At 46.0% G+C, this 20,785-nt stretch carries 14 protein-coding genes; 13 read left to right on the top strand and 1 reads right to left on the bottom strand.

The window, feature by feature from the left end; genetic code table 11:
* Positions 1–197 precede the first annotated feature (197 nt).
* The 12 genes from WH46_RS08690 (at position 198) to WH46_RS08635 (ending at position 17,724) form a co-directional block, all read left to right on the top strand.
* Positions 198–3,350 (top strand): GNAT family N-acetyltransferase, encoded by a 3,153-nt coding sequence (locus WH46_RS08690; RefSeq protein WP_046226430.1) that lies wholly within the window; start codon positions 198–200, stop codon positions 3,348–3,350.
* Positions 3,351–3,368: 18 nt separating this feature from the next.
* Positions 3,369–4,232 (top strand): amidohydrolase family protein, encoded by an 864-nt coding sequence (locus WH46_RS08685; protein ID WP_046226429.1) that lies wholly within the window; start codon positions 3,369–3,371, stop codon positions 4,230–4,232.
* Positions 4,233–4,498: 266 nt separating this feature from the next.
* Positions 4,499–5,197, top strand: a complete 699-nt coding sequence (locus WH46_RS08680) for a response regulator transcription factor (RefSeq protein WP_017815099.1) — start codon at positions 4,499–4,501, stop codon at positions 5,195–5,197.
* Positions 5,198–5,199: 2 nt separating this feature from the next.
* Positions 5,200–6,663 (top strand): HAMP domain-containing sensor histidine kinase, encoded by a 1,464-nt coding sequence (locus WH46_RS08675; RefSeq protein WP_046226428.1) that lies wholly within the window; start codon positions 5,200–5,202, stop codon positions 6,661–6,663.
* On the top strand, positions 6,660–7,805 hold the full coding sequence (locus WH46_RS08670) for a hypothetical protein (RefSeq protein WP_052714169.1): 1,146 nt from the start codon (positions 6,660–6,662) through the stop codon (positions 7,803–7,805). Before WH46_RS08675 ends, WH46_RS08670 begins: the two co-directional genes overlap by 4 nt.
* A gap of 261 nt (positions 7,806–8,066) precedes the next feature.
* Positions 8,067–9,899, top strand: a complete 1,833-nt coding sequence (locus WH46_RS08665) for an acyltransferase family protein (RefSeq protein WP_046226427.1) — start codon at positions 8,067–8,069, stop codon at positions 9,897–9,899.
* Between the two features lie 27 nt (positions 9,900–9,926).
* Complete coding sequence (locus WH46_RS08660) at positions 9,927–10,604, top strand: SGNH/GDSL hydrolase family protein (protein ID WP_046226426.1); 678 nt, start codon at positions 9,927–9,929, stop codon at positions 10,602–10,604.
* Positions 10,605–10,661: 57 nt separating this feature from the next.
* Positions 10,662–11,675, top strand: a complete 1,014-nt coding sequence (locus WH46_RS08655; protein WP_046226425.1) for an LCP family protein — start codon at positions 10,662–10,664, stop codon at positions 11,673–11,675.
* A 90-nt stretch (positions 11,676–11,765) separates the two neighbouring features.
* On the top strand, positions 11,766–14,582 hold the full coding sequence (locus WH46_RS08650) for a M14 family metallopeptidase (RefSeq protein ID WP_046226424.1): 2,817 nt from the start codon (positions 11,766–11,768) through the stop codon (positions 14,580–14,582).
* A gap of 269 nt (positions 14,583–14,851) precedes the next feature.
* The gene (locus WH46_RS08645; protein ID WP_046226423.1) at positions 14,852–16,189 is read left to right on the top strand and encodes a DUF418 domain-containing protein; all 1,338 of its coding nucleotides are present in this window, start codon (positions 14,852–14,854) and stop codon (positions 16,187–16,189) included.
* Between the two features lie 159 nt (positions 16,190–16,348).
* Positions 16,349–17,089 carry a sulfite exporter TauE/SafE family protein gene (locus WH46_RS08640; RefSeq protein ID WP_017815090.1) on the top strand — a complete coding sequence of 247 codons (741 nt, stop codon included), beginning with the start codon at positions 16,349–16,351 and terminating at the stop codon, positions 17,087–17,089.
* A gap of 185 nt (positions 17,090–17,274) precedes the next feature.
* Positions 17,275–17,724: a hypothetical protein gene (locus WH46_RS08635; RefSeq protein ID WP_046226422.1), complete on the top strand. Its 450-nt coding sequence runs from the start codon at positions 17,275–17,277 to the stop codon at positions 17,722–17,724.
* Positions 17,725–17,827: 103 nt separating this feature from the next.
* On the opposite strand, the gene WH46_RS08630 is transcribed toward WH46_RS08635, so the two are convergent.
* On the bottom strand, positions 17,828–19,324 hold the full coding sequence (locus tag WH46_RS08630) for a glycoside hydrolase family 43 protein (RefSeq protein WP_046226421.1): 1,497 nt from the start codon (positions 19,322–19,324) through the stop codon (positions 17,828–17,830).
* Positions 19,325–19,522: 198 nt separating this feature from the next.
* Here WH46_RS08630 and WH46_RS08625 point away from each other — a divergent pair, with 198 nt between their 5' ends.
* Positions 19,523–20,428: an ArsR/SmtB family transcription factor gene (locus WH46_RS08625; protein WP_046226420.1), complete on the top strand. Its 906-nt coding sequence runs from the start codon at positions 19,523–19,525 to the stop codon at positions 20,426–20,428.
* Positions 20,429–20,785: the final 357 nt, after the last annotated feature.

Below are 20,785 nucleotides of genomic sequence, written 5' to 3'. Positions count from 1 at the left end.
CCTTTTTGGTTATGTATGTTGTATCTTCTTCGCTTGTTATCTACCAACGGTTCGATGCGCTCTATTCCCTGAAGGTGCAATTCTTCGTATTCTTCTATATAATACAGGGAATCAAAGCTACTGGATATTACCATCGAAGAGGTTTTGATTACGCTTACAAATAAGCTGCATTTTATCGTATTGGAGGGATTGAACGAATGATCACTGTAGAAGATATCCGCATTGTAGAGTATGAACCCCGCTATGCCGCTTCGCTCGCGGACATGTGGAATGCCAGCCATGAGAGCTGGGGAGGCGATAGCGCTATACAAACCGAACAGATGATTCTCAAAGAGCACCATAACAGCACCCACCTGTATGTATTTCTTGCAGTAAATGGCAAAGAGGTCGTAGGCTACTGCAGCTTTTCCCATTACAAGGAAGATGCCGGCGCACTCTATATCCCGCTGCTGAATGTACGTCCGGATTATCATGGACGCAAAGTAGGCAAACGACTCGTACTGCACGCGGTACAACAGACGATTACACTCGGCTGGCCCCGGCTGGATCTGTATACATGGCCAGGGAATGTCAAAGCCGTACCGACCTACAAGAAAGCGGGATTTTTCTGGGAGAAACGCGATGATACGACGCATTTGATCAATCTGATTCCTTCGGTGCTGCAGACCCCGGCAGTACAGCATTATTTTGACCAACTGGATTGGTATGCGGACAGTGTTCGCGAGATTGATACACGTCCGGATGGACGAGAAGAGTACGGATTCGATTATTTCACCTATGAATGGAGCAAGGAAAACACCTATCTGCGTATGGAATATGAACGTACCGGACGTGGACTGCGTCTGATCGAGACCGAAGATTATCTGATCCAGGCCTGTATTCCTGCAGCACATCGTCTGCCGTTTGGCAGCAGCTACCCTGTCCATTACGAGGTAGTGAACAAGACCGGCAAGCCATTGTCTGTAGAAATAACGGCAAAAGGTAACTCCGCTATTGATTTTGAATTGCAGACATCTACCGTAGTTACTTCACGTGAGACGATCGAAGGCAGTTTCCATGTTCAACCGATTGAAGAAGAGCAGAATCCATTTCAGACTCATCCGGTCGTAGAAGCCGAATTACTCATTAATGGTCTGGCAGCTATATTCAAGCTCGGCATAGAGCCACGTTTCCCTGTACGACTGAAGCTGCAGGCACCCCATCGTAGTCTGTATACAGGTGAAGTATTCGAATTGGAGCTCAGTGTAGAAAATGAACAGAATACCGACTACACCTATTACATGCAGTGGCCGGAAAATAAACTGCTTGCTTTTCAAGAGCCTACTATCGCTATCCATGTCCCTGCGAACTCCCGTCGCTCGGCTAAGGTAAAGGCAGCTCTGCTGGATTACGGGATCTGGCATCATCAGATTTCCATATATAACGATATGAACCGTGCCGCCAATTCCAAAGTGCTGGATCAATACATAAGCCTTATCCTACCTGGAGCCACGAATGCTTTTGGCGGTGAGACCTCCGAAGAATGGACCATCTGTAACGGTCTATACAGTGCACGCTTGAACAAACAGAGCAATAATCTAAATCTGTACGAAGGCAGTAAAGTAAAGACGCAACTATATCCACCCAAGTTCGGTCTGCCTTATAGCAATGAATTTCATAAAGATCGTGCAGTGTCTGTAACCTTCCGCGAAGAAGATGCGATGATTATGGAAGCGCAGTACGAGTTGACTTCCTATTCCCTACTGCTGACTACAATAGTCAAAGTACACCGCAATGGTCTGATTAGTCGCCATCACCGGGTGCAGATGCAGGAAGATGCCGAAGCTCGTACAGAACCGCTACTTTTAAAAGAACGTTTTGATTTCTCTCTGGAAAATAGCATTTTGCCTTATCGTAATCGTTATATCCATACCTCCGAAGGTCCGGATGCTGCTTCTGTTGACTATTGGGAGACCAGTGAATTCACGGAAAATTGGATATTCGCTCAGGACAAGCAATCATCAATGGGCGTCACCTGGCCAGCTGAACTTCCACTACTGCTCGAAATATGGCAGTATGCCATTGAGCATCCTATCCATCATGCAGCTGGAGCTGTTGTAGAGACCTCACCTCTTCAGGTAGCTATCGGTACATGGAACAAATGGCAGGATTTTCGTACATTTGCCCAGCAGCAGGGGACATCGGATACATTGTCTGCACAGCCGTCACTGGAGCTGTTCCTGAATGGCGGCAACCCCTTTGCTGCCCAAGCTCCCGAATTGGACATTGTAGAGCATAAAAACACGGTGCTGGATGGCGATATTTATGTCTCTTCTCACCATGGAAGTATACAAGAACAGCTGAATGTATCGGCTAAAGAGAGTGTGCAGCAGTACAGTACGCAGCTGTCCCTGCCTGCCGGTCAGGAAATGGAACTGGTTCATGTACATCTGGATATGGATACGTATGAGATTAAATATGCACGGGCATTGTTCCCGGTACTGCCATCAAGCAAGGTCGATTCCCGTATTGTACAAACCGAACAGGGCGATGTTCATACCGTTCATAACGGTGTACTGCAATTTCAGGTGAATACTTCCTTTGCACCGACCTTGTTCTCGCTGCAGCATCATGGGGTGGAATGGTTGGATTCTTCGTATCCGAAGCCAGGTCCGCGTTCTTGGCTGAACCCATGGTTTGGCGGTATCCATTTACAGGTGCGGGGACTGGCGGATGCGAATCTGCAGAACGAGGAACGCCAGGTCGATTTCGTAGACGTACGGGATCAGTTCGATAATCTGTGGTCCGGTATTCGTATTACTATTCATATTCGGCATAACCTCAAATTCAAAGGATTGTCGGTGGAACAGTATTATGTGACGCAGCCGGGTGTACCGGTACTGGCAACCTTTGCCCGAATCAATAAATGCACCGGTACTTCCTTGTTCCCACTGGCTATTCAATGCTTTAACTTTTACAAAGCTAGCGAGGATCTGCTGGATACTCGTGCGCAGATTCGTAATGAAGCGGGTGAATCGGTTACCTACAAAGCAGGAAGAGTGCAGTACGATGAACAGTCTACAAGCCAAATCATTCGTTACACTTCAGCCGAACGACAGCAGCAGCTTACCTGGGTTGCACATCCAGAATCTTCTTACAGCGGAGTATTTCTGAATACACATTTTGCAGCAGCGATGGCGATTGACGATATGTATCTATATGATCAGCAGCAGACAGATAACCGGCCGCAGTTCCACATCATCTCGGATGTACCTATTCCGGACGAGGCATTGACAGATCTTCGCAATATCCGCTTTGGTGAAGTGGTTCACTCATCCGCTTCCACGAATACAGCGAAAACAGATATATGATCTAGAAAGGGGTACAACATGAAGATTATCGATGCACATGTTCATTTCTCGGAGATTGAGTCTTTTCATGAGACGGCACGTGACCTGGCCTCTATCGATTACAGCACCAAGGGACTACTGGATGAATTCACCCGGTCGAATGTGATTGCTGGTGTCGGTATGGGAGTGACGGAGACGAACCCGGGTGCATTTCCGGATCAGACAGCTGCCAATCCGATGCTGCTCGATCTGAATGACCAAATGCCGGACAATCTGTTTACGTGCGTCGGTATTAACCCAGAGACCCTGCATCTGGAAGGACAGCTGGGTGCATTGGAACAATCTCTGCAGTCCGATGCAGTCGTAGGTATCAAACTGTATGCAGGTTATTACCACTATAATGTAGGCGATGCTATTTATGATCCGGTCTATCGACTCGCTCGTCAGTATGAACTGCCTATTGTGATTCACGGCGGATTGACCTATGCCGATAGCGGACTGCTCAAGTATTCGCATCCTCTGTCGATGGAAGAGACTTTTCTGAAGCATAGGGATATTACCTTCATGCTCTGTCATCTGGGAGATCCATGGGTGATGGATACTGCAGCCCTATTGGAAAAAAATCCAAATCTGTACGCCGATCTATCCGGCTGGATTGTAGGAGATACTGCCAAAGTGCAGCGTCTGATGGGTGAACAAACCTATGTGGATCATTTCCGACGTGCGATTGTATTCGCGGAGAAGTATGATCGGCTTGTGTTCGGGACGGACTGGCCGCTGGTACCGCTGGATGCCTATATCGCATTTATCAAAAACCTGATTCCCGAGAAACATTGGGAAGCAGTATTTTACCATAATGCGCTGGCTGTTTTTCCAAAAGTGAAAAAATGGGTGGAAGCCTGATCACAGAGATATGGTGAATCGGAAAAAATGAAGAGTCAAACAGGAGCGCTGCTTGTATAAGAGTCGCTCCTATTTGCTGTGGTAAGAACGGGTAATTCTTTTTTCTTGCGGATTTATATGAGAATTTTGGCTTGTTATTCTGTATGGAGAATCCTTGGGTAACAAAAATGTGACAAATCTATATTTGATTGTTGGTTAAGTACTCGTTAATATAATGGACGGTACCTTACAAGATAAAATGATTCAAAACAGAGACGAGGATTACGATGAACAAAGCCAAAATTCTGATTATTGAAGATGATAAACCGATTGCTGATTTGCTTTCCTATGGACTATCCATGGAGGGGTTCCAGACCCGTACAGCAGGTAGTGGAGCAGCAGGAATGGCTGAACTGGAGTCTTTCCAGCCGGATTTGCTGCTGCTGGACTGGATGCTGCCTGACCAGAGCGGTCTGGATATTTGCAAAAAAGTAACAGCCAACTATAATCTGCCCATTATGATGATTACCGCCAAATCCGATATTACCGATAAAATACTCGGTCTTGAATTTGGAGCAGACGATTATATTACCAAGCCATTTGACTTGCGTGAGGTCGTTGCACGGATTCGTACTATTCTGCGCAGAGTCGAGCAGGCGGGCAGCCCTAATCAGGTCGAAGCTGAACCTGTTGTGATCCAATACAGGCATATCGAGATTGTCGAAGCAGAGCGGCTGGTGCAAAAGGAAGGACAACCTGTTGAATTGACGCCAAAAGAATATGATCTGCTGCTTATGCTGATCAAGCATCCAGGCAAGACATTTACACGTGCAGAGCTGCTTGATCTGGTATGGGGTTACCATTTTGTGGGTGACACACGTACAGTAGATACGCATATCCAGCGGCTGCGCAAAAAGCTCGATGCCAACTCGCTGATTACAACTGTCTTTGGAATAGGATACAAATTTGAGAAATTGGGTGGCTGAGCATGATACGTAAAATCAGCATCAAGTTTCTAATCGGTTTTTTTCTGATTTTCTCGCTTTCGTTTGTGGTGCTTCATCAGACGGTCAAGGAGTTTATTCAGACCAGCAACCAGAATCTGGTCAGCTCCGAACTGGACGGACTCAAAAGCAACAGCAATGTCTATATCCGTCAGGCTTTTCTGATCAACCATTTCACCAGCAATGAGTTATACTTTGGAGAGATTGCCCAGGAGATTGCGAGCGATCTTAACCACACCACCGATAGCAGCGTAGGGGTATACACCGTAGAGGGCAAATTGCTCTATGCGTCAGACGAATCCCGTTTTCCTGCGCAGATGCAGAGCGATCTGCAGCAGGCGGTTAGTGGCAATACTGCCTACAGTATTACAACCGGTAATGGCAAGACTACTGTGTTATTCTCCTATCCGGTTGTTATTGACGGTTCCAAAGTAGGAATTCTTCGTTTTTACCGGGACTTCAGCTCACTGTATGAACAGACAAATCAAGTTTTGCAGGTTACCCTCTATATTGCACTGGCGATTTTTGCAGCTGCATTTCTGTTCTCCTATATTTTGTCCCGGCATATTACGATTCCATTGACCAAGCTAACCCGCGCTTCGACCGAGGTCAAAAACGGCAATCTGGATATACGCCTGCATTTCCGGCGCAAGGACGAGATCGGCCATTTGGCTGAGAACTTCAACGACATGATCGGTCAAATCAGTAACCAGATCCATATTATCGAAAAGGATCGGGATCACCTCAAGGAGCTACATCAGCAGGAAAAGCGATTTTTCGATAATATTACCCATGAACTGAAGACGCCGTTAACGTCTATTCTCGGTTATGCGGAGTTGATCCGGCTGAACGGGGAGAAAGACCGTGCTTTTTTTGACAAAGGCATGAATCATATCATAGAGGAAAGCAGACGTCTGCATACGATGGTACTCAAGCTCCTCGAAGTCTCGCGCAATAGTAATATGCAGCACGAGCTGGAACCTGTAGATGCGGGGACGATCCTGCAGGATGTATGTGAAACTATGACTATTCGGGCTAGGCGATACAAGAAGGCTATTCAATACGATATTGGTGAAGGACTGATCTGTCTGGCTCATAGTGACAGGATCAGGCAGCTATTCATCAATCTGATCGACAATGCAATCAAGTATAGCCTTCCTTTGTCCACCGTATCTGTTCAGGCACAGCGGGAAGATGAGAATATTCGCTTTGTATTCAGCAATCCAAGTGATCCAATCGAGACGGAGCATCTGTCGAGACTGTTCCAGCCATTTTATCCGGCACATCCCAACAGTCCCGAAGAAGGAAGTGTAGGACTGGGGTTAAGCATCGTCAAAGCAATCGTGGAAGAATGTGAAGGTTCCATTTTTATTACCAGTGAGCATAACCATACGGTAGTTACTGTGGAATTAGCCGCCCTGGATATAGTGGAAAGTGAGAAAAAATGATGAAATACAATTCTATTAGAGCTTTTGCCGGACTGATTATTCTTATGATGTGTGTATCGGCATGCAGTGCAGAACCTCATACCGAGACGTTTGTCATGTCAAGCGGTAACGAGGTGACCAGCGTCGAACAGAGTTCCCGACCTTTTCAGATTCACAAAATCTATCGTCTTCCTGAAGCGTTGACAAATACAGTGCGATTGCTTGGCTGGTCGTCTTCCGATTCAGTTGTTGTAGCTGACAGGGATATAAGTGTATTGGATCAGGGAAATGTGAAACGCCTGGTGCGTCCCTATGAGCAAAGTAAGCTTATTTCAGGACTGCCTTATGTGAATTCTCATAGTACGCTTTCTCCGAATGGGAAATATATTTCCAGCACTTCTTCGACAACTACCAAAAGCAGATTGAAACTGATCAATCTGCAGGATGGTACAGAAAAGGAAATTGCCAGCTTTAATGCATCGGACAGCTATATACAATACATTTCCTGGTCCAATAATAGTGCATATCTCAGCTATCTTGTAGAAAGAATAAACGGTCTCCAGCCGGATTATTTATATATTTATGATATGAAGACTCAAACATCCAAAAAGTACGAGCTCACAAAATCCAGACAGGGAGATACACTGTTAAATGTAATGATTTCAAATGACGGCCGCAGCGTGCTGCTGCAGACGATCCGGAAAAATGAACAGCAGCGTATCACCCTGATCGCGGGGAAAGTCTCCGGCCGCAGCGTAGATATTCAGTACGAACGCGTTGTAGGTGGCGGAGAACAAACAACCTGGCTGAGTAACGATCAGTTTGTATTTCTTGGAGTCGATGGCACCCTGTACGAGTATGATCAGCGTAATGGTGAACTCTCGGTTCTACTCGAAAAAATACTCACCTTTAAATTTTCGCCAGATCGAAAAAATATTGCCTACACGACGTATGACGAGCAGACGGTTACTTACGTAGGCAAACTACAGGGAAGAAATATACTGTACAATGAAGCCGTGTATCATGGAATTCTGTTAAATGACATGTACTGGAGTCCGGATAATCAAAGTCTGCTAATTCAAGGACAAAAGCTGTTCGATCCTTCATTGAGCACATCGACAGAGTCGGTGACCAAAGAAGCTTTTGTAATTGAACTAAAATAAGGAACAGGATGGTAGAGGTTCCTAGCAGATACAATAAGCCTCAGCCCTATATCGGCGTTTCGCCGGAATAGGGCTTTTTTTTTTGCGCTGTTTTGCGCACTTTTGTTGGCTGCATAGCAATATGACTGGGTCTGATAACAGTCATGAAGATATCACGCTTGTGACAACTTGTTTACATGTCCGTCAAACTTCTGCGACATCTATTTCCTATAGTGAATAGAGTAAGAACATTAGCTCACCACAGACAAGGAAGGAACTACAATGAATGGGAAGCTTTATCCGAATCATGCAATGAAACGTTATATGACTGGACTGGATGGTCTAAGAGCTATTTCTGTCCTTGCCGTGATCGCTTATCACCTTCATTTGAAATGGGCACAGGGCGGATTGCTCGGTGTAGAGATTTTCTTCGTCATCTCCGGTTATCTGATTACAGACCAGCTTCTGTACGAATGGAAAACGTTTGGCCGAATATCGCTTCCGCAGTTCTGGGTGAAGCGAATGAGAAGATTACTGCCAGCCATGCTCGGTATGCTGATGGTAGTAGCAATGTGGCTGCTCCTTACCGATCCATCCCGGCTGATATCTTTGAAGGGAGATTTTTTCACTTCCATTTTCTATATCAATAACTGGTATCTGATTTTTCATGATGTTTCCTATTTTGAAAGCTTTGGACCTCCATCGCCGATCGGTCATCTCTGGTCACTCGCGATTGAAGAACAGTTTTATATTATTTGGCCGCTGGTACTGCTGATTGGTATATTTCTGGCACCAAGACGCGGCAAACTGACACTGCTCATTCTGATCGGTGCCGCTGTATCAGCTGTAGCCATGGCTATCCTGTATGAACCCGGTAGTGATCCCAGTAGAGGCTATTACGGAACCGATACCCGGGCATTTGCCATTCTGATTGGTGCAGCGCTCGCTGTACTATGGCCAAGCAGCAAGTTGAATTCACATATTTCTTCGCCAGCCAGGAATGTTCTGGATAGCCTTGGTGTGATAGGGATTGTTCTACTGCTCATACAAATTCACCAGACCAATGAGTATGATGATGCGCTGTATCCTACTGGATTCATTTATCTCTCAATCCTAACTGCCATTGTCATCGCCGTGCTCGTTCATCCTGCTAATAGGCTAGAAAGAATTATGGGTTGCCGTCCGCTCAGTTGGATCGGCAAACGTTCTTATAGTCTGTACATCTGGCATTATCCGGTGATTATCCTATCCAGTCCCGAAGTAAATACAGAAGATGTCAGCTATACACGTATTATTCTCCAGCTGGCTGTTAGTCTCGCAATGGCAGCCATTTCCTATAAATATATTGAAGAACCGATTCGCCGCAAAACGCTGCGGGGCTATCTGTACTCTATCCGCCGATCAGGCTATGGCAGTCAGGTGAGTCTGGTCACTGCCATGATGATTACTACTGTCATTCTGGCTTCCTGGCTCATGGGCTGGCAGGGGTGGAATTCCAATTCCTCGGCCATCGCTGTCATAGATTCGACAATAAGTAGCCAGGAAGCTGTTCAGCCACAGTCGCTGCAATATGATCCTGCGAAAGCAACGAATCAAGAAAAGCCAGTAGATCCGGTTGCAAAGGATTCGTCTGGCAGCGGCGAAGGCATTACAGCTATTGGAGATTCAGTAATTCTCGATGCGGCCCCTTTCCTCGAGAAAAAGCTGCCTGGCATCATTATTGACGGCAAAGTAGGCCGACAGATGACACAGGTGGATGACGTGATAGACAGCCTGAAGTCCCAGGGTAAACTCGGACAGACGCTGATTATCGAGCTGGGTACGAATGGCGTCTTTAACGAGACCCAACTGCGATCACTGCTGACTTCACTGCAGGATACTCGTCGAATCTATCTGGTCAATACCAGAGTCCCGCGCGACTGGCAGGATCGCGTCAATGCCAGTATACAAAAAGTTGCTGACGATTTTCATAACGTACAGATAATCGATTGGTATACAGCCAGTGCGAATAAGGATCAATTCTTTTACCAGGATGGCGTTCATCTCAAGCCGGAGGGCGCAGAATATTACGCGTCTCTGTTAGCCGACACGCTGCAGCAGAACCATACCTACTAATACAAGAATGAAAAGGATGATAAACCTATGAATAAAAAGAAAAGAAACCGATTGTTGGGCTTACTAATTATTATGGTAGCTGCAGGGGTGTTCGGAGTGCATTGGTACGCTCAAAAGCAGTCCGCCAAGGATGGGGAAAGTCAGCAGGGCATATCCGTATACCATGTCGATTCAGTCCAGCCGATTGCTCAGAAGCGTGGCGAGGCTCATGGAGGAGCTTCATCTACCTCCAGTCAGCTAACAGGCAAGGGAGTCACGATGATCGGTGATTCGGTTACTGTAGGGGTAGCTCCCTATCTCAAAGAGCAGATGCCCGACATTACTGTGGATGGCAAAGTAGGACGACAAATGTCCCAGGCAGGCAAGGTTCTTCGCGAACTGGCAGCCCAGGGTAATCTGGGCGATCGGGTCATTATTGAATTGGGGACGAATGGCCCTTTTAGTAAAGACCAACTGCGCAGTGTACTGCAGACACTATCCAATGCCAAGCAGGTACTGCTGGTCACAACCCGGGTTCCCAGAGGATGGCAGGATACAGTCAATGACACGATGGAGCAGACTGCCAGTGAGTTCAAAAATGTGCAGGTAGTCGATTGGTATGCAGCGAGTCAGGGTAAAGATCAATTCTTTTACAAGGATGGCATCCATTTAAAACCGGATGGCAGCAGATATTATACCTCACTGCTCGTTCAAGCCCTAAAATAATAAAGACAGATAACAACGAATTATCATTATCGATAGGTCTAAAGAAAGGAAATAACTATGGAACAGAAAAAGAAGAAAAATAGAAGGCGGACATTTATCGCCCTGGTCCTGATTATTATAGCAGCCAGTATCTTTTATTATTTCTTTTCGATTTATCGGGGACTGGATGGACTGAACAAAGGAGTAAATCATTCCCCATTGACCACAATCAGTGCCGCTCACGAAACACCTGTAAAAGCCCCGGAGTGGCTCGGTACCGAACCGGTCAATATCCTGCTGATGGGTGTAGATGCACGAGGAATTCAGAAAGGCGAAGTCCCCCGCTCCGACAGCATGATGGTCATTTCGATGGATCCGGTCAGGAAGCACATTCATGTATTTTCTATCCTGCGGGATACGTATACCGATATTCCGGGATATGACAAAAACCGGATCAATACTGCAATCACCCATGGCCCTGATACAGCCATGAAGGCAGCCAGTGAACTGCTCGGCATTCCTGTACAGTTTTATGTGTATACGGATTTTCAGGGATTTATCAAGCTGGTGGATGCCATAGGCGGGGTAGACTTTTACGTGGAAAAAGATATGCACTATGAAAGTGCAGCCGATCATCACGAATATGATATTAATCTCAAGCAGGGCAATCAGCATTTTGACGGCAAAACGGCGCTTCAGTATGTCCGATTCCGTCATGATGCTCTATCCGATTACTCCCGAACAGAGCGTCAACGTCAATTTACCAAGGCACTGGCAGACAAATTGAAAACAACGACCTCGATTATGAAGCTGCCTTCGATCCTGGATCAGATAAGTCCCTATATCGATACCAATCTAACCGTATCGGACATGTGGAATCTGGCTTCTGTCGGATATCAGAGCACCATGAAGGGCAGTGAACAGATCCCGCCGATGAAGCTGCTAAAAGAAACCTATGTTGGCCGGGCAGCTGTACTCGATATATCGAATCGCCAGGCACTTAAGCAATTTGTACAGGATACCATCACCTCGGATAATCCGGACACTGACAAAGATGCAAATGCATCGGCAAAATCAGAAAATCCGCTTTAATCAGCAGCGACAATCATCAAGTTGGATCTTATCGATCTGCAAACCACAGCATTTTATTATTACGATTTCAATTCCAAAGGAGACAAGGCAATGAACCGAAAATCCAAGATCCCTTTTTATTCTGCATTAACTGTATCTATTAGCGTACTTATCGGTACTACAGCACCTTTTACTGCCATGGCTCAGCCTGTGCTAAGTACCGAGACAATTACATCAGTGCAGCCGCATCAATCAACGACCGGCACTCCTACTACGGCTGATCGCCATATTCAGACACTGAAGCTGGACAAGCATACCGCATCCATGACCCAGAAGCGGGCCCTGAAAGCAACGTTCAGTCTCCCTCAGGGCGTTGATCCCAAAAAGGTCACCTGGACCTATGGCGGCAAACCGCTGTCTGAATGGAAAAAATACAAAAATGGAAAATATGAAGGAGCCCCTTTTATTACAGCATCACCGGTTCGAATAGTAAATGGACAAGCGACAGCTACAATTACTTTTGATCTTCCCTATGATACAGAGAATCTGTCAGCACCTTTTCTGCAAAGACCTCTGTACAAGTCACTTATGGGTACATTCAGCCTCTCTGCTGCAGTAAATGGCAAAGTTATTGCCCGCACACCCGTCAAGCTGACTCCTTACGAAAGTTATCATACGTATGAGGAGCTTAAACCGGAGATTGACGCTATCACTGCACAGGCTGCACGTCAGAACAACAGGTATATTCACACTCTGTCCATCGGCAAATCCGTAGAAGGCCGTGATATTTATATGACGATCGTAGCCAGGGACAAGGCGGTAGTGGACAAATATCAAACGATCACTCATCCCGCAATGATGAATGATCCGGCACAGCTGCAAAAAGATATCCAGTCCGGGACGTTTGGAGATTATCAGGTGCCTGTCTGGCTCAATAATATTCACCCTAATGAAGCGCCCGGAGTCGATTCCATTATGAATTATTTTAAAACAGCTGCTCTGGCCAAACAGATTACTTACAAGACCAAAACATCAGATGATCAACCGAACACAGTGCAGATGAACATGGATGATGCGCTGAATCATGTATTTTTCCTTCTTGTCTATACGGATAATCCGGATGGCAGAGTGCATCTTGAACGTACCAATGCCGCCTATTTTGATCTGAATCGGGATAATTCTTATCAGACTCAGCCGGAGACACGCAGTGTCACCGAGCAGATTGCCAAATGGTCACCGATATCCTTTCTGGATATGCATGGATTCGACAAGAACTTTCTGATCGAGCCGGCTACACCGCCGCATGATCCGAATATCGAATACGATTTGCTGATCGACCATATGGTGCAGCAGGCCAAAGACATGGGAGAAGCCGGTATCGCCAATACCAAATATGATTATTACCATATTCCATATGAAGAACACCGGAAAACGGTAGAAAACCCTGGCTATGTATCCAAAGGAACATCGTCTGGCTGGGATGATGCTTCTGCTGCCTATACTGCTGTACTTGCCATGCATCATGGTGCAATGGGACATACTCTCGAGATTCCCGAGACGAATGAAGATTCTACCAACGCACTCTATTATAGCGCGGCAGCAGCAACTTATTATGTGATGGAAAACAAACAGAATCTTTTCCTCAATCAGCTCAAAATCTATGAACGGGGGATCAACAATATAGACAGTCGCACGGTAGATCCGTATCTCGTAAATGCCAAAAACAAGATTATTGGTCGTCCGCGTCATGGTGATGATAACTTTTTCCCGGAATATTATGTGCTGCCGATCGATAAAGCATTGCAAAAGAACCCACTGGAAACATACCGGATGATCAAGTACTTCCTTCGTAACGGGGTAAAGGTAGAGCGTTCTATCGAACCGGTGACTACAGGAGGTCACACTTATCCGGCAGGATCATTCGTCGTAAATATGCATCAGGCGGAACATGGTATCGCAAATATGGTTCTGTATGATGGAGTCGATGTATCCGATTATCCTTCTGTAGCCGGCGAGATGGTACAGGACTTTCCGGATCTGCGCGGATTCAGCAGCTACTCTGTCCGGGATGTTGGAGCTTTTACAGGTAAAACATCGGCTGTAACTTCGGTATTCGTACCTGCTACGCAGTTGCCTGCTCATACTTCCTATACCGTTATACGCAATACCAATAATGATGCGATACAAGTAGTGAATCATCTGCTTGCTTCCGGTAAAAAGGTAACCATGCTAACCAGCAACCAATCCGGGATAGAAGCCGGAGACTTTGTAGCAGCCACCGATGATCTGAAGCCGCTTATATCCAAATACTATGTGGATACAGCTGCATTCCACGGTAGTAAGCCGCAGGGCAAAGTGCTCAAGCCCTCTGTCGTAGCCGCTCTTGGCGAGTCTGCTTATGTACTCAAAAATCTCGGATTCAAAGTGACCGAGAATCAGCAGCGCGCCGATGTACTGGTTAATACCTTTGACTCGGATAAGTTGGTGACCAGCGGTAAGCCTTATATTGCCTATGGCAACATGGGCATGGTGAATATAAAGGACTGGATTCCCGGATTTTCCTTTGCCGGTGCGACGTGGGAGCGATATGAGGGAGTATTCCGGACCGATATCAAGCAGGACAATCCGATTACTGCATCCTATGATGCCCAGGAATACTTGTACACCTTGTCCGGTTCCTATGTCACTACCGTACCAAAAACAGCCAAAGTACTTGCAGTGATCAGCAAACAGCCCGACTTTTACAAAGGGGGCTGGTGGCCCAAACATGATCAAGCCAAAGGCAAAATTCTTGCTTTTACTTATAAGGATAAAAGCAAAAATGTAACTGTATTCGCCAATGATCTGACGAGTGACGCACATCCACAGCATCAGTTCCGTCTATTGGCCAACTCTGTATTTCATGCTGCACCCGGTGCATCCGAATAAAGAGAACCTCCTAAATATAGAGAACCAGCAACCTTACTCTAGCGATCTGTTCAGGGTAAGGTTGCTTTTCTGATGACATTTGTTTAGGGGAATCGAGAAGAAGCAGATATTTCTGAGACCCTGCATCATTAACGGTTACAGTTCTCTGCTGCTTATGACATTCTGCCATACCTGACGTTTGTGACATCTTGTTTACAAGTTGATCAAACTTTGGCGACATCTGCGAAGTATATTGAATGAAGAACGCACATCACGTCTGTAGATACAGGATGAGGATGCGATTAATGAAGTTGGAATGGAATGAGGAGGAGTTCAAGTTGTTAAGCAGTATTCAGCGGACAGACAGGTCCGTCAGAAAATATGTAGAAAAAGTTGACCCATCTGGTGCAGAATCAGTCAATGGGGAGCAATCCAGAGTAGATATGGTGACGAATCAACCGAATGAAGTAGTCGGAGATAGCGCGACACCGATACAATCACGTTCTCGTAGCACAACTGCAATATCCAGACGAAAAGGAGGTGGACGCTTGATCGCTCTGGATGCAGCTCGTGGTCTGGCTGTAATCGGTATGTATTTGCAGCATTTCGGTTCCAATTTGACGATCTCGTCTATTGTAGCAGGTAACACGACACTGCTGTTTGTATTGTGCGGAGGAATATCCTATTCCATCATGGCTCAGCGTATGATGGAAAGAGGATCGGAGCCGATAGCGTTCCGTGCACGCATGATTGCTCGTGCAGTATTCGTGGACATCATCGGCTATCTGCTAATTATGCTCAATACCTCGTACGGAATCATATTACCCGCTTATGCCGCTTTGTTTGTACTGGCTTTATTATTGGTTCGGCGCTCGACACGTACCATCGCAACGACCGCAGTAGTTTTGCTCTTTTTGGCACCACCATTGATGCTGTTCGGGTCGAGCATGTTGAAGGATAGTTATCTGTTAAGTGATATCGCCGGTGGTCCGATGTCCGCATTGGCACTGGCACCTGTTTTTGTCGCAGGAATGGCTATTGGACGTATCGATCTGACGCGTATTCGTACAGGAGTATCGCTTACTGTTGGCGGTATCGTCATGCTGGTCACGGGCAAGCTGCTGGGTAACCTGGTAGTACCGGGATGGAGCGCCCGCTGGGAACAGTGGCTGATCAGCGTCATTGATTATTCTGCTGCACCACCTGATGAATATGCGATCTGGCCGCTGAATACGACGCCTGCACTATGGAACATGCTGTTCACGACTGCGCCACATACCGCATCGACTTTCCAGACGTGGATTGGACTCGGTATGGCATTTATCGCGCTCGGTGCGTCATGTCTTATAGCCCACAAATTATCTGCTATATTGATTCCATTTGCTGCTGTAGGACGTGTAGCGTTAACCATGTATGCATTACAGTTTGTCATCGTATGGATCTTGAGCTTGTTGAATATAGATTACAGTATGGAAAATGTGCCTTTCCATGACCTTGTCGTTGTACTGATGGGGCTATTGATAGGTTGGCTGTTCTCCCGGATGCCTTCGGGTCCGCTTGAGAATCTGATGCGTCGGTTTGATGGATTGTTCAGTTCCGCCAAGCCGGTGACGACACCTGTAAAGTAAGGATTCAGCTGTCTGCAAAGGAAGCAACCAGCTGCTGATAATGAAATATTCAAAAGAGAACTCTTTATGATAAAAGAGTTCTCTTTTTTGTGTACAATAGTCATAAAAGAAGAAGAGTGTACGGCATAATTCATACTATTTTACAACAAAGGAGTATATATGATTATAGTACAGGCGATTTTGGCAGGAGCCGCTATTATTCTTGTTGCGAGTTTTGTTCAGGGATTGACCAGTTTTGGATTTGCATTGATTGCACTGCCGCTGCTCAGCCTATTTATGCCGATTCAGCGTGCAGTGCCAATCATTGTTATTTTGAGTATGTTGATTTGTCTCTCCGTATTCCTGTCGATTCGCCGCGATGCCAATATCCGCAAAATTGCTTTGTTGATTATAGCGAGTGTGATTACAGCGCCGCTGGGTACTTTATTTCTGATTATTATAAGTGGTAGTACGCTCAAGATCATCACAGGTATACTGATCACTGTTTTTGCTATTTTTCTGATCAGTGGTCGTTCTTTTCCTATCGCCAATGAGAAAGCGGCCTATATCTCTGCTGGAGCGATTAGCGGCGTTCTGAATGGAAGTATATCGGTCAGTGGCCCGCCGATGGCATTGATGTTATCGAACCAGGGCATGTCGAAGCAGATGTTCCGGGCGAACCTGGCTCTGGTGGGAGTGATTCTGAATGCCGTGACTACCGTTACTTTTGCCTACAGTGGACTGATCGATCGGGAGCTTAGTCTGTATCTGGTCTGGATGCTGCCGGTCATGTTTATTGGGACCTGGATCGGCGCCAAAGCGGTTCGACATTTAAATGAACAAAAATTCAAAAAGTATTCGCTGGGTTTGATTATACTCTCTGGTATCTGGACATTACTCACAGGTCTGGGAGTGTTCTAATTGTCATTTTCTTTTACTATATGTATGAAGTCATATCATTTGTACGGAATATTATTTCTGCTTATTTTACACAAACTATAAATTACTATATGTTTAATATGGTAAAATAAGTTAAATTCGGTTCACTTCTCTGCTGCTCCTACATCCGGAAACCGGAATTTCTCAATTGTAGAGGGAGGTTAATTATGAAGGGTATAAACAGGTTTTTGTTTATCGCTTTATTATTGGTGTTGTCATTGTCCGGAAGTGGAACGGTCGGAGCAGAGGGAACAGGTACAGAGCGAGGTACGTCTCCACAGGCAGGTATGGGAATTATTTATGAATACTATGAGCTTCAACCCGGTGACTTGCAGTTTGCTGCGGACGTATACGCAGTTGCCGGCGCATGGGTATATATTGAAGTGCAACAGCCCGAGAAAGCCAGAACTGTCATCTCTTATGAGCGATATAGCCAGCAAAAAGGAGAATGGATACCTGTGCATGTAGACATTGTGGAAAATGGCGAACGAGGAAGCAGTGTTAATTTTCAGCCAGAGGAGGGCGTGGAGGGTCTATCTGAATATCGGGTAGCCATTTCGACAGATTCCCAGGCGTATATCAATATAGAAGGAACCTATCAGGCGAACGAAGGATAACGAAGTATTCGAATGATTACAAAAGCTAAGCCCCAGAACCTTTGTGTAAAGGTCTTGGGGCTTCTTTTTATAAAGTGAATCTATCGATATAACTACTGATTCTTCATACATATTGTACTTGGAAATTGGAGAACGCCGCTGTTGAACCTATGCCTGACGCATACAAGCCGATAACCACTCCCGTAAATCCGCCTGCCACTTCAGAAGAAAGATACCTCGTCTGCGCGCTGCCCAGTGGAATCTCGCGATTCTCTATACGAGCGAAGAAGTTATATCGTTCACGTTCTGCCCGGATGATGAGTGTCACTGGTTGATTGTCATTCAGTGCAAAAGCGGCTTCATTCGGTATAGAGGGGATACTCCCAATTGTGAGTTGCTGGATGACTTTGCATCCCGAATCATCTCTATACACACTCAAATCATAATGATGCTGCTCATCCATATAGAGGGTGATTCCCGCCTGTCCGGCGTGAACCTGCACGTCACACGAGATCTCTGCATCAAAATCCTTTTGCCGGATGCCAATAAAAGTAGGTGAACCTGCCTCGTTCAGCGTAGTTTCATTCCCATAGAGCAAGAGTCTCTTCGGCTCCAATGTATAATTGGCGAGCGAAGGGTGACGAAGATAACACCAGTCAGTATTCCAGTCGGTATTATCAAAGGTATACAGCTTCTGTTCCGCTTGGATCAGACTATCCGGAAGATGATCACTTTCAAATGTCATCAAAGTCGTACCTTCATGACCTGCCGTAAACCAACCCTCTTCATCAAAAGTGACCGGAGTCAAAAACACCTCGCGACCCAAGTGATGGTAAGTCTGCCAGCGTCCAATCTGTCTGAATGCCAGATGCAGCAGCCACCAGTTCCCTTGATGATCTTCGATCAGATCCGCATGGCCCACACCTTGCAGCTCATAACCACCCAGATTCCGATTGGTCAGTACCGGATTGAGTGGATAAGCTTCAAAAGGGCCATTTACCGAGTGACTACGGGCGTATGTCTCCATATGTCCATACTCGGTGCCACCTTCTGCAGCGAGCAGGTAATAGCGGCCATTAATTTTGTACATATGCGGACTCTCGAGATACCGCCCGCCGGATCCCTGCCAGATCGTACGACTTGGCGTCAACTTGTGCCCGGATGAAATATCAATCTGGCACTGCACAATGCCATGGATACCCTCATCATCTTCGCCATTACTCATGAAATACACACGATCTTCTTCGAAATAAAGGTCGGGATCGATTCCGCCCTGATCTACAAATACCGGCTCCGACCATTCGCCGTAAATATCATCGGTCCATATATAAAAATTCTGTCTGGTTGTGTCATTGGTCGTTGTTACATAAAAACGCCCCTGATAATGACGAATTGTAGGCGCGAACACACCACCCGAGCTGCTTACCTGTTCCAGCTGAACCTGAGTAGGACGGTTCAGGCAATGTCCAATTTGCTGCCAATTAATCAGGTCCTTACTCTCGAACAAGGGAATACCCGGAAAGTACTGAAATGAACTGCAGACGAGATAATAGGTATCGTCCACCTTGCATACACTTGGATCAGGGTAAAATCCTTTGATAACCGGATTGTTGTACCGCATGCTGTCACCTCATTGTATTTAGCTGTCTAATCATTGAGAAGTATAGTTGTCAGATAAAATCATTCAAAGGCTGCAGCCTCTATCATTAAACACCAGCAGCAGATCACTTTCAATACATCAAGCGTTGCTTCATTAATCAAATTGAGTTAAATTCATATAAATGTGAATTCATTGCTTGTGCTGAAGGAGAATATATTCATGCTAAAAACGGATGGCCAATCGCAATATCTACCTGTATATGAAGCACTGGCAAGCGAGGTGAGATGGAAGATCATGGAGTTCCTCGTGAGCGGCGAGAAAAGTGTCAAGGAGATCGCCGCCATGCTGCAGCTCAGTCCATCTATAGTAACTATGCATGTACGCAAATTAGAGGCGGCAGGAATAATCAGTAGTCGCAGGGTACGAAGAGAGGGAGGTACCCATAAGCTGTGCTTTCTTGTGCAGGATAGTATTCAGATTGCGCTGCCTTCCTCTTCACGCTTGAATGGCGTCACGGAGCATCATATTCCGGTAGGTCATTATACCGATTGTGAAGTGTATCCAACCTGTGGAATCGGTACATCGGAAAAAGAATTGGGGGTATGGGATGATCCGGGTTATTTTCATGATCCCGAGCGTGTGCAGGCTGCTATTCTCTGGTTCGCCAAAGGGTATGTTGAATACAAGCTGCGCAATCCACTGAAGCAGGAACAGATTGTGGAGCAGATCGAGATCTCGATGGAAATCGCTTCGGAAGCACCGGGGCTAAGAGATGCCTGGCTGTCGGATATCACTTTTACATTCAATGGCACTCGGCTCGGTACATGGACCAGCCCGGCGGATTTCGGCAGAGCAGCACGTGGCAAATATACTCCAGAGTGGTGGCATCGGAATCTGAATCAGTATGGCCTGCTCAAGACAATTCGTATGGACAGATCGGGAACTTATATGGATGAAGAGCGGATGTCGGATATAACGATCGGTGATCTGAATTTGCAGGAATCTTATTGGACATTACGCTTTGCTGTGGAAGAGGATGCAGCTCATGTTGGTGGTCTCACTCTATACGGCGCGGGATTTGGTAACCATGATCAGGATGTTGTGGTACGCGCTTATTATGTATAAGAAGGGCTGAATATGAAGCTGGCGAATGACGTGATGGTTCATTCAATCGGGTTGAACTTTTGGGGCCGAGCAACGGACGGAATTACTCCAATACTGGGCAAAACGATAACGAAATAGACGATGATTCACTATTAATCACTTTAATCGATTGTAGTCCAGGGCATATTAAAGAGCGTACTGAATTCGCGAAGTATCGCTTACAGTATGCAGATGATTTACTGGAAAAGATGTAGAGAGTGAGAAGATACTACAGAAAGAACCCCTTTTATTTGCAAAATAGATAATGTAGGATCTATAGAATATCCGCCTTAAAAAACAGCGTATAATATAAATTATACGCTGTTTTTATTCTAAGAG

It is taken from the genome of Paenibacillus dauci (assembly GCF_000971985.1).
In the GTDB taxonomy this organism is placed as follows: Bacteria; Bacillota; Bacilli; order Paenibacillales; family Paenibacillaceae; genus Saccharibacillus; species Saccharibacillus dauci.
Note: the sequence above shows the minus strand (reverse complement) of the source record. Positions and strands in the feature narration are given on the sequence as shown.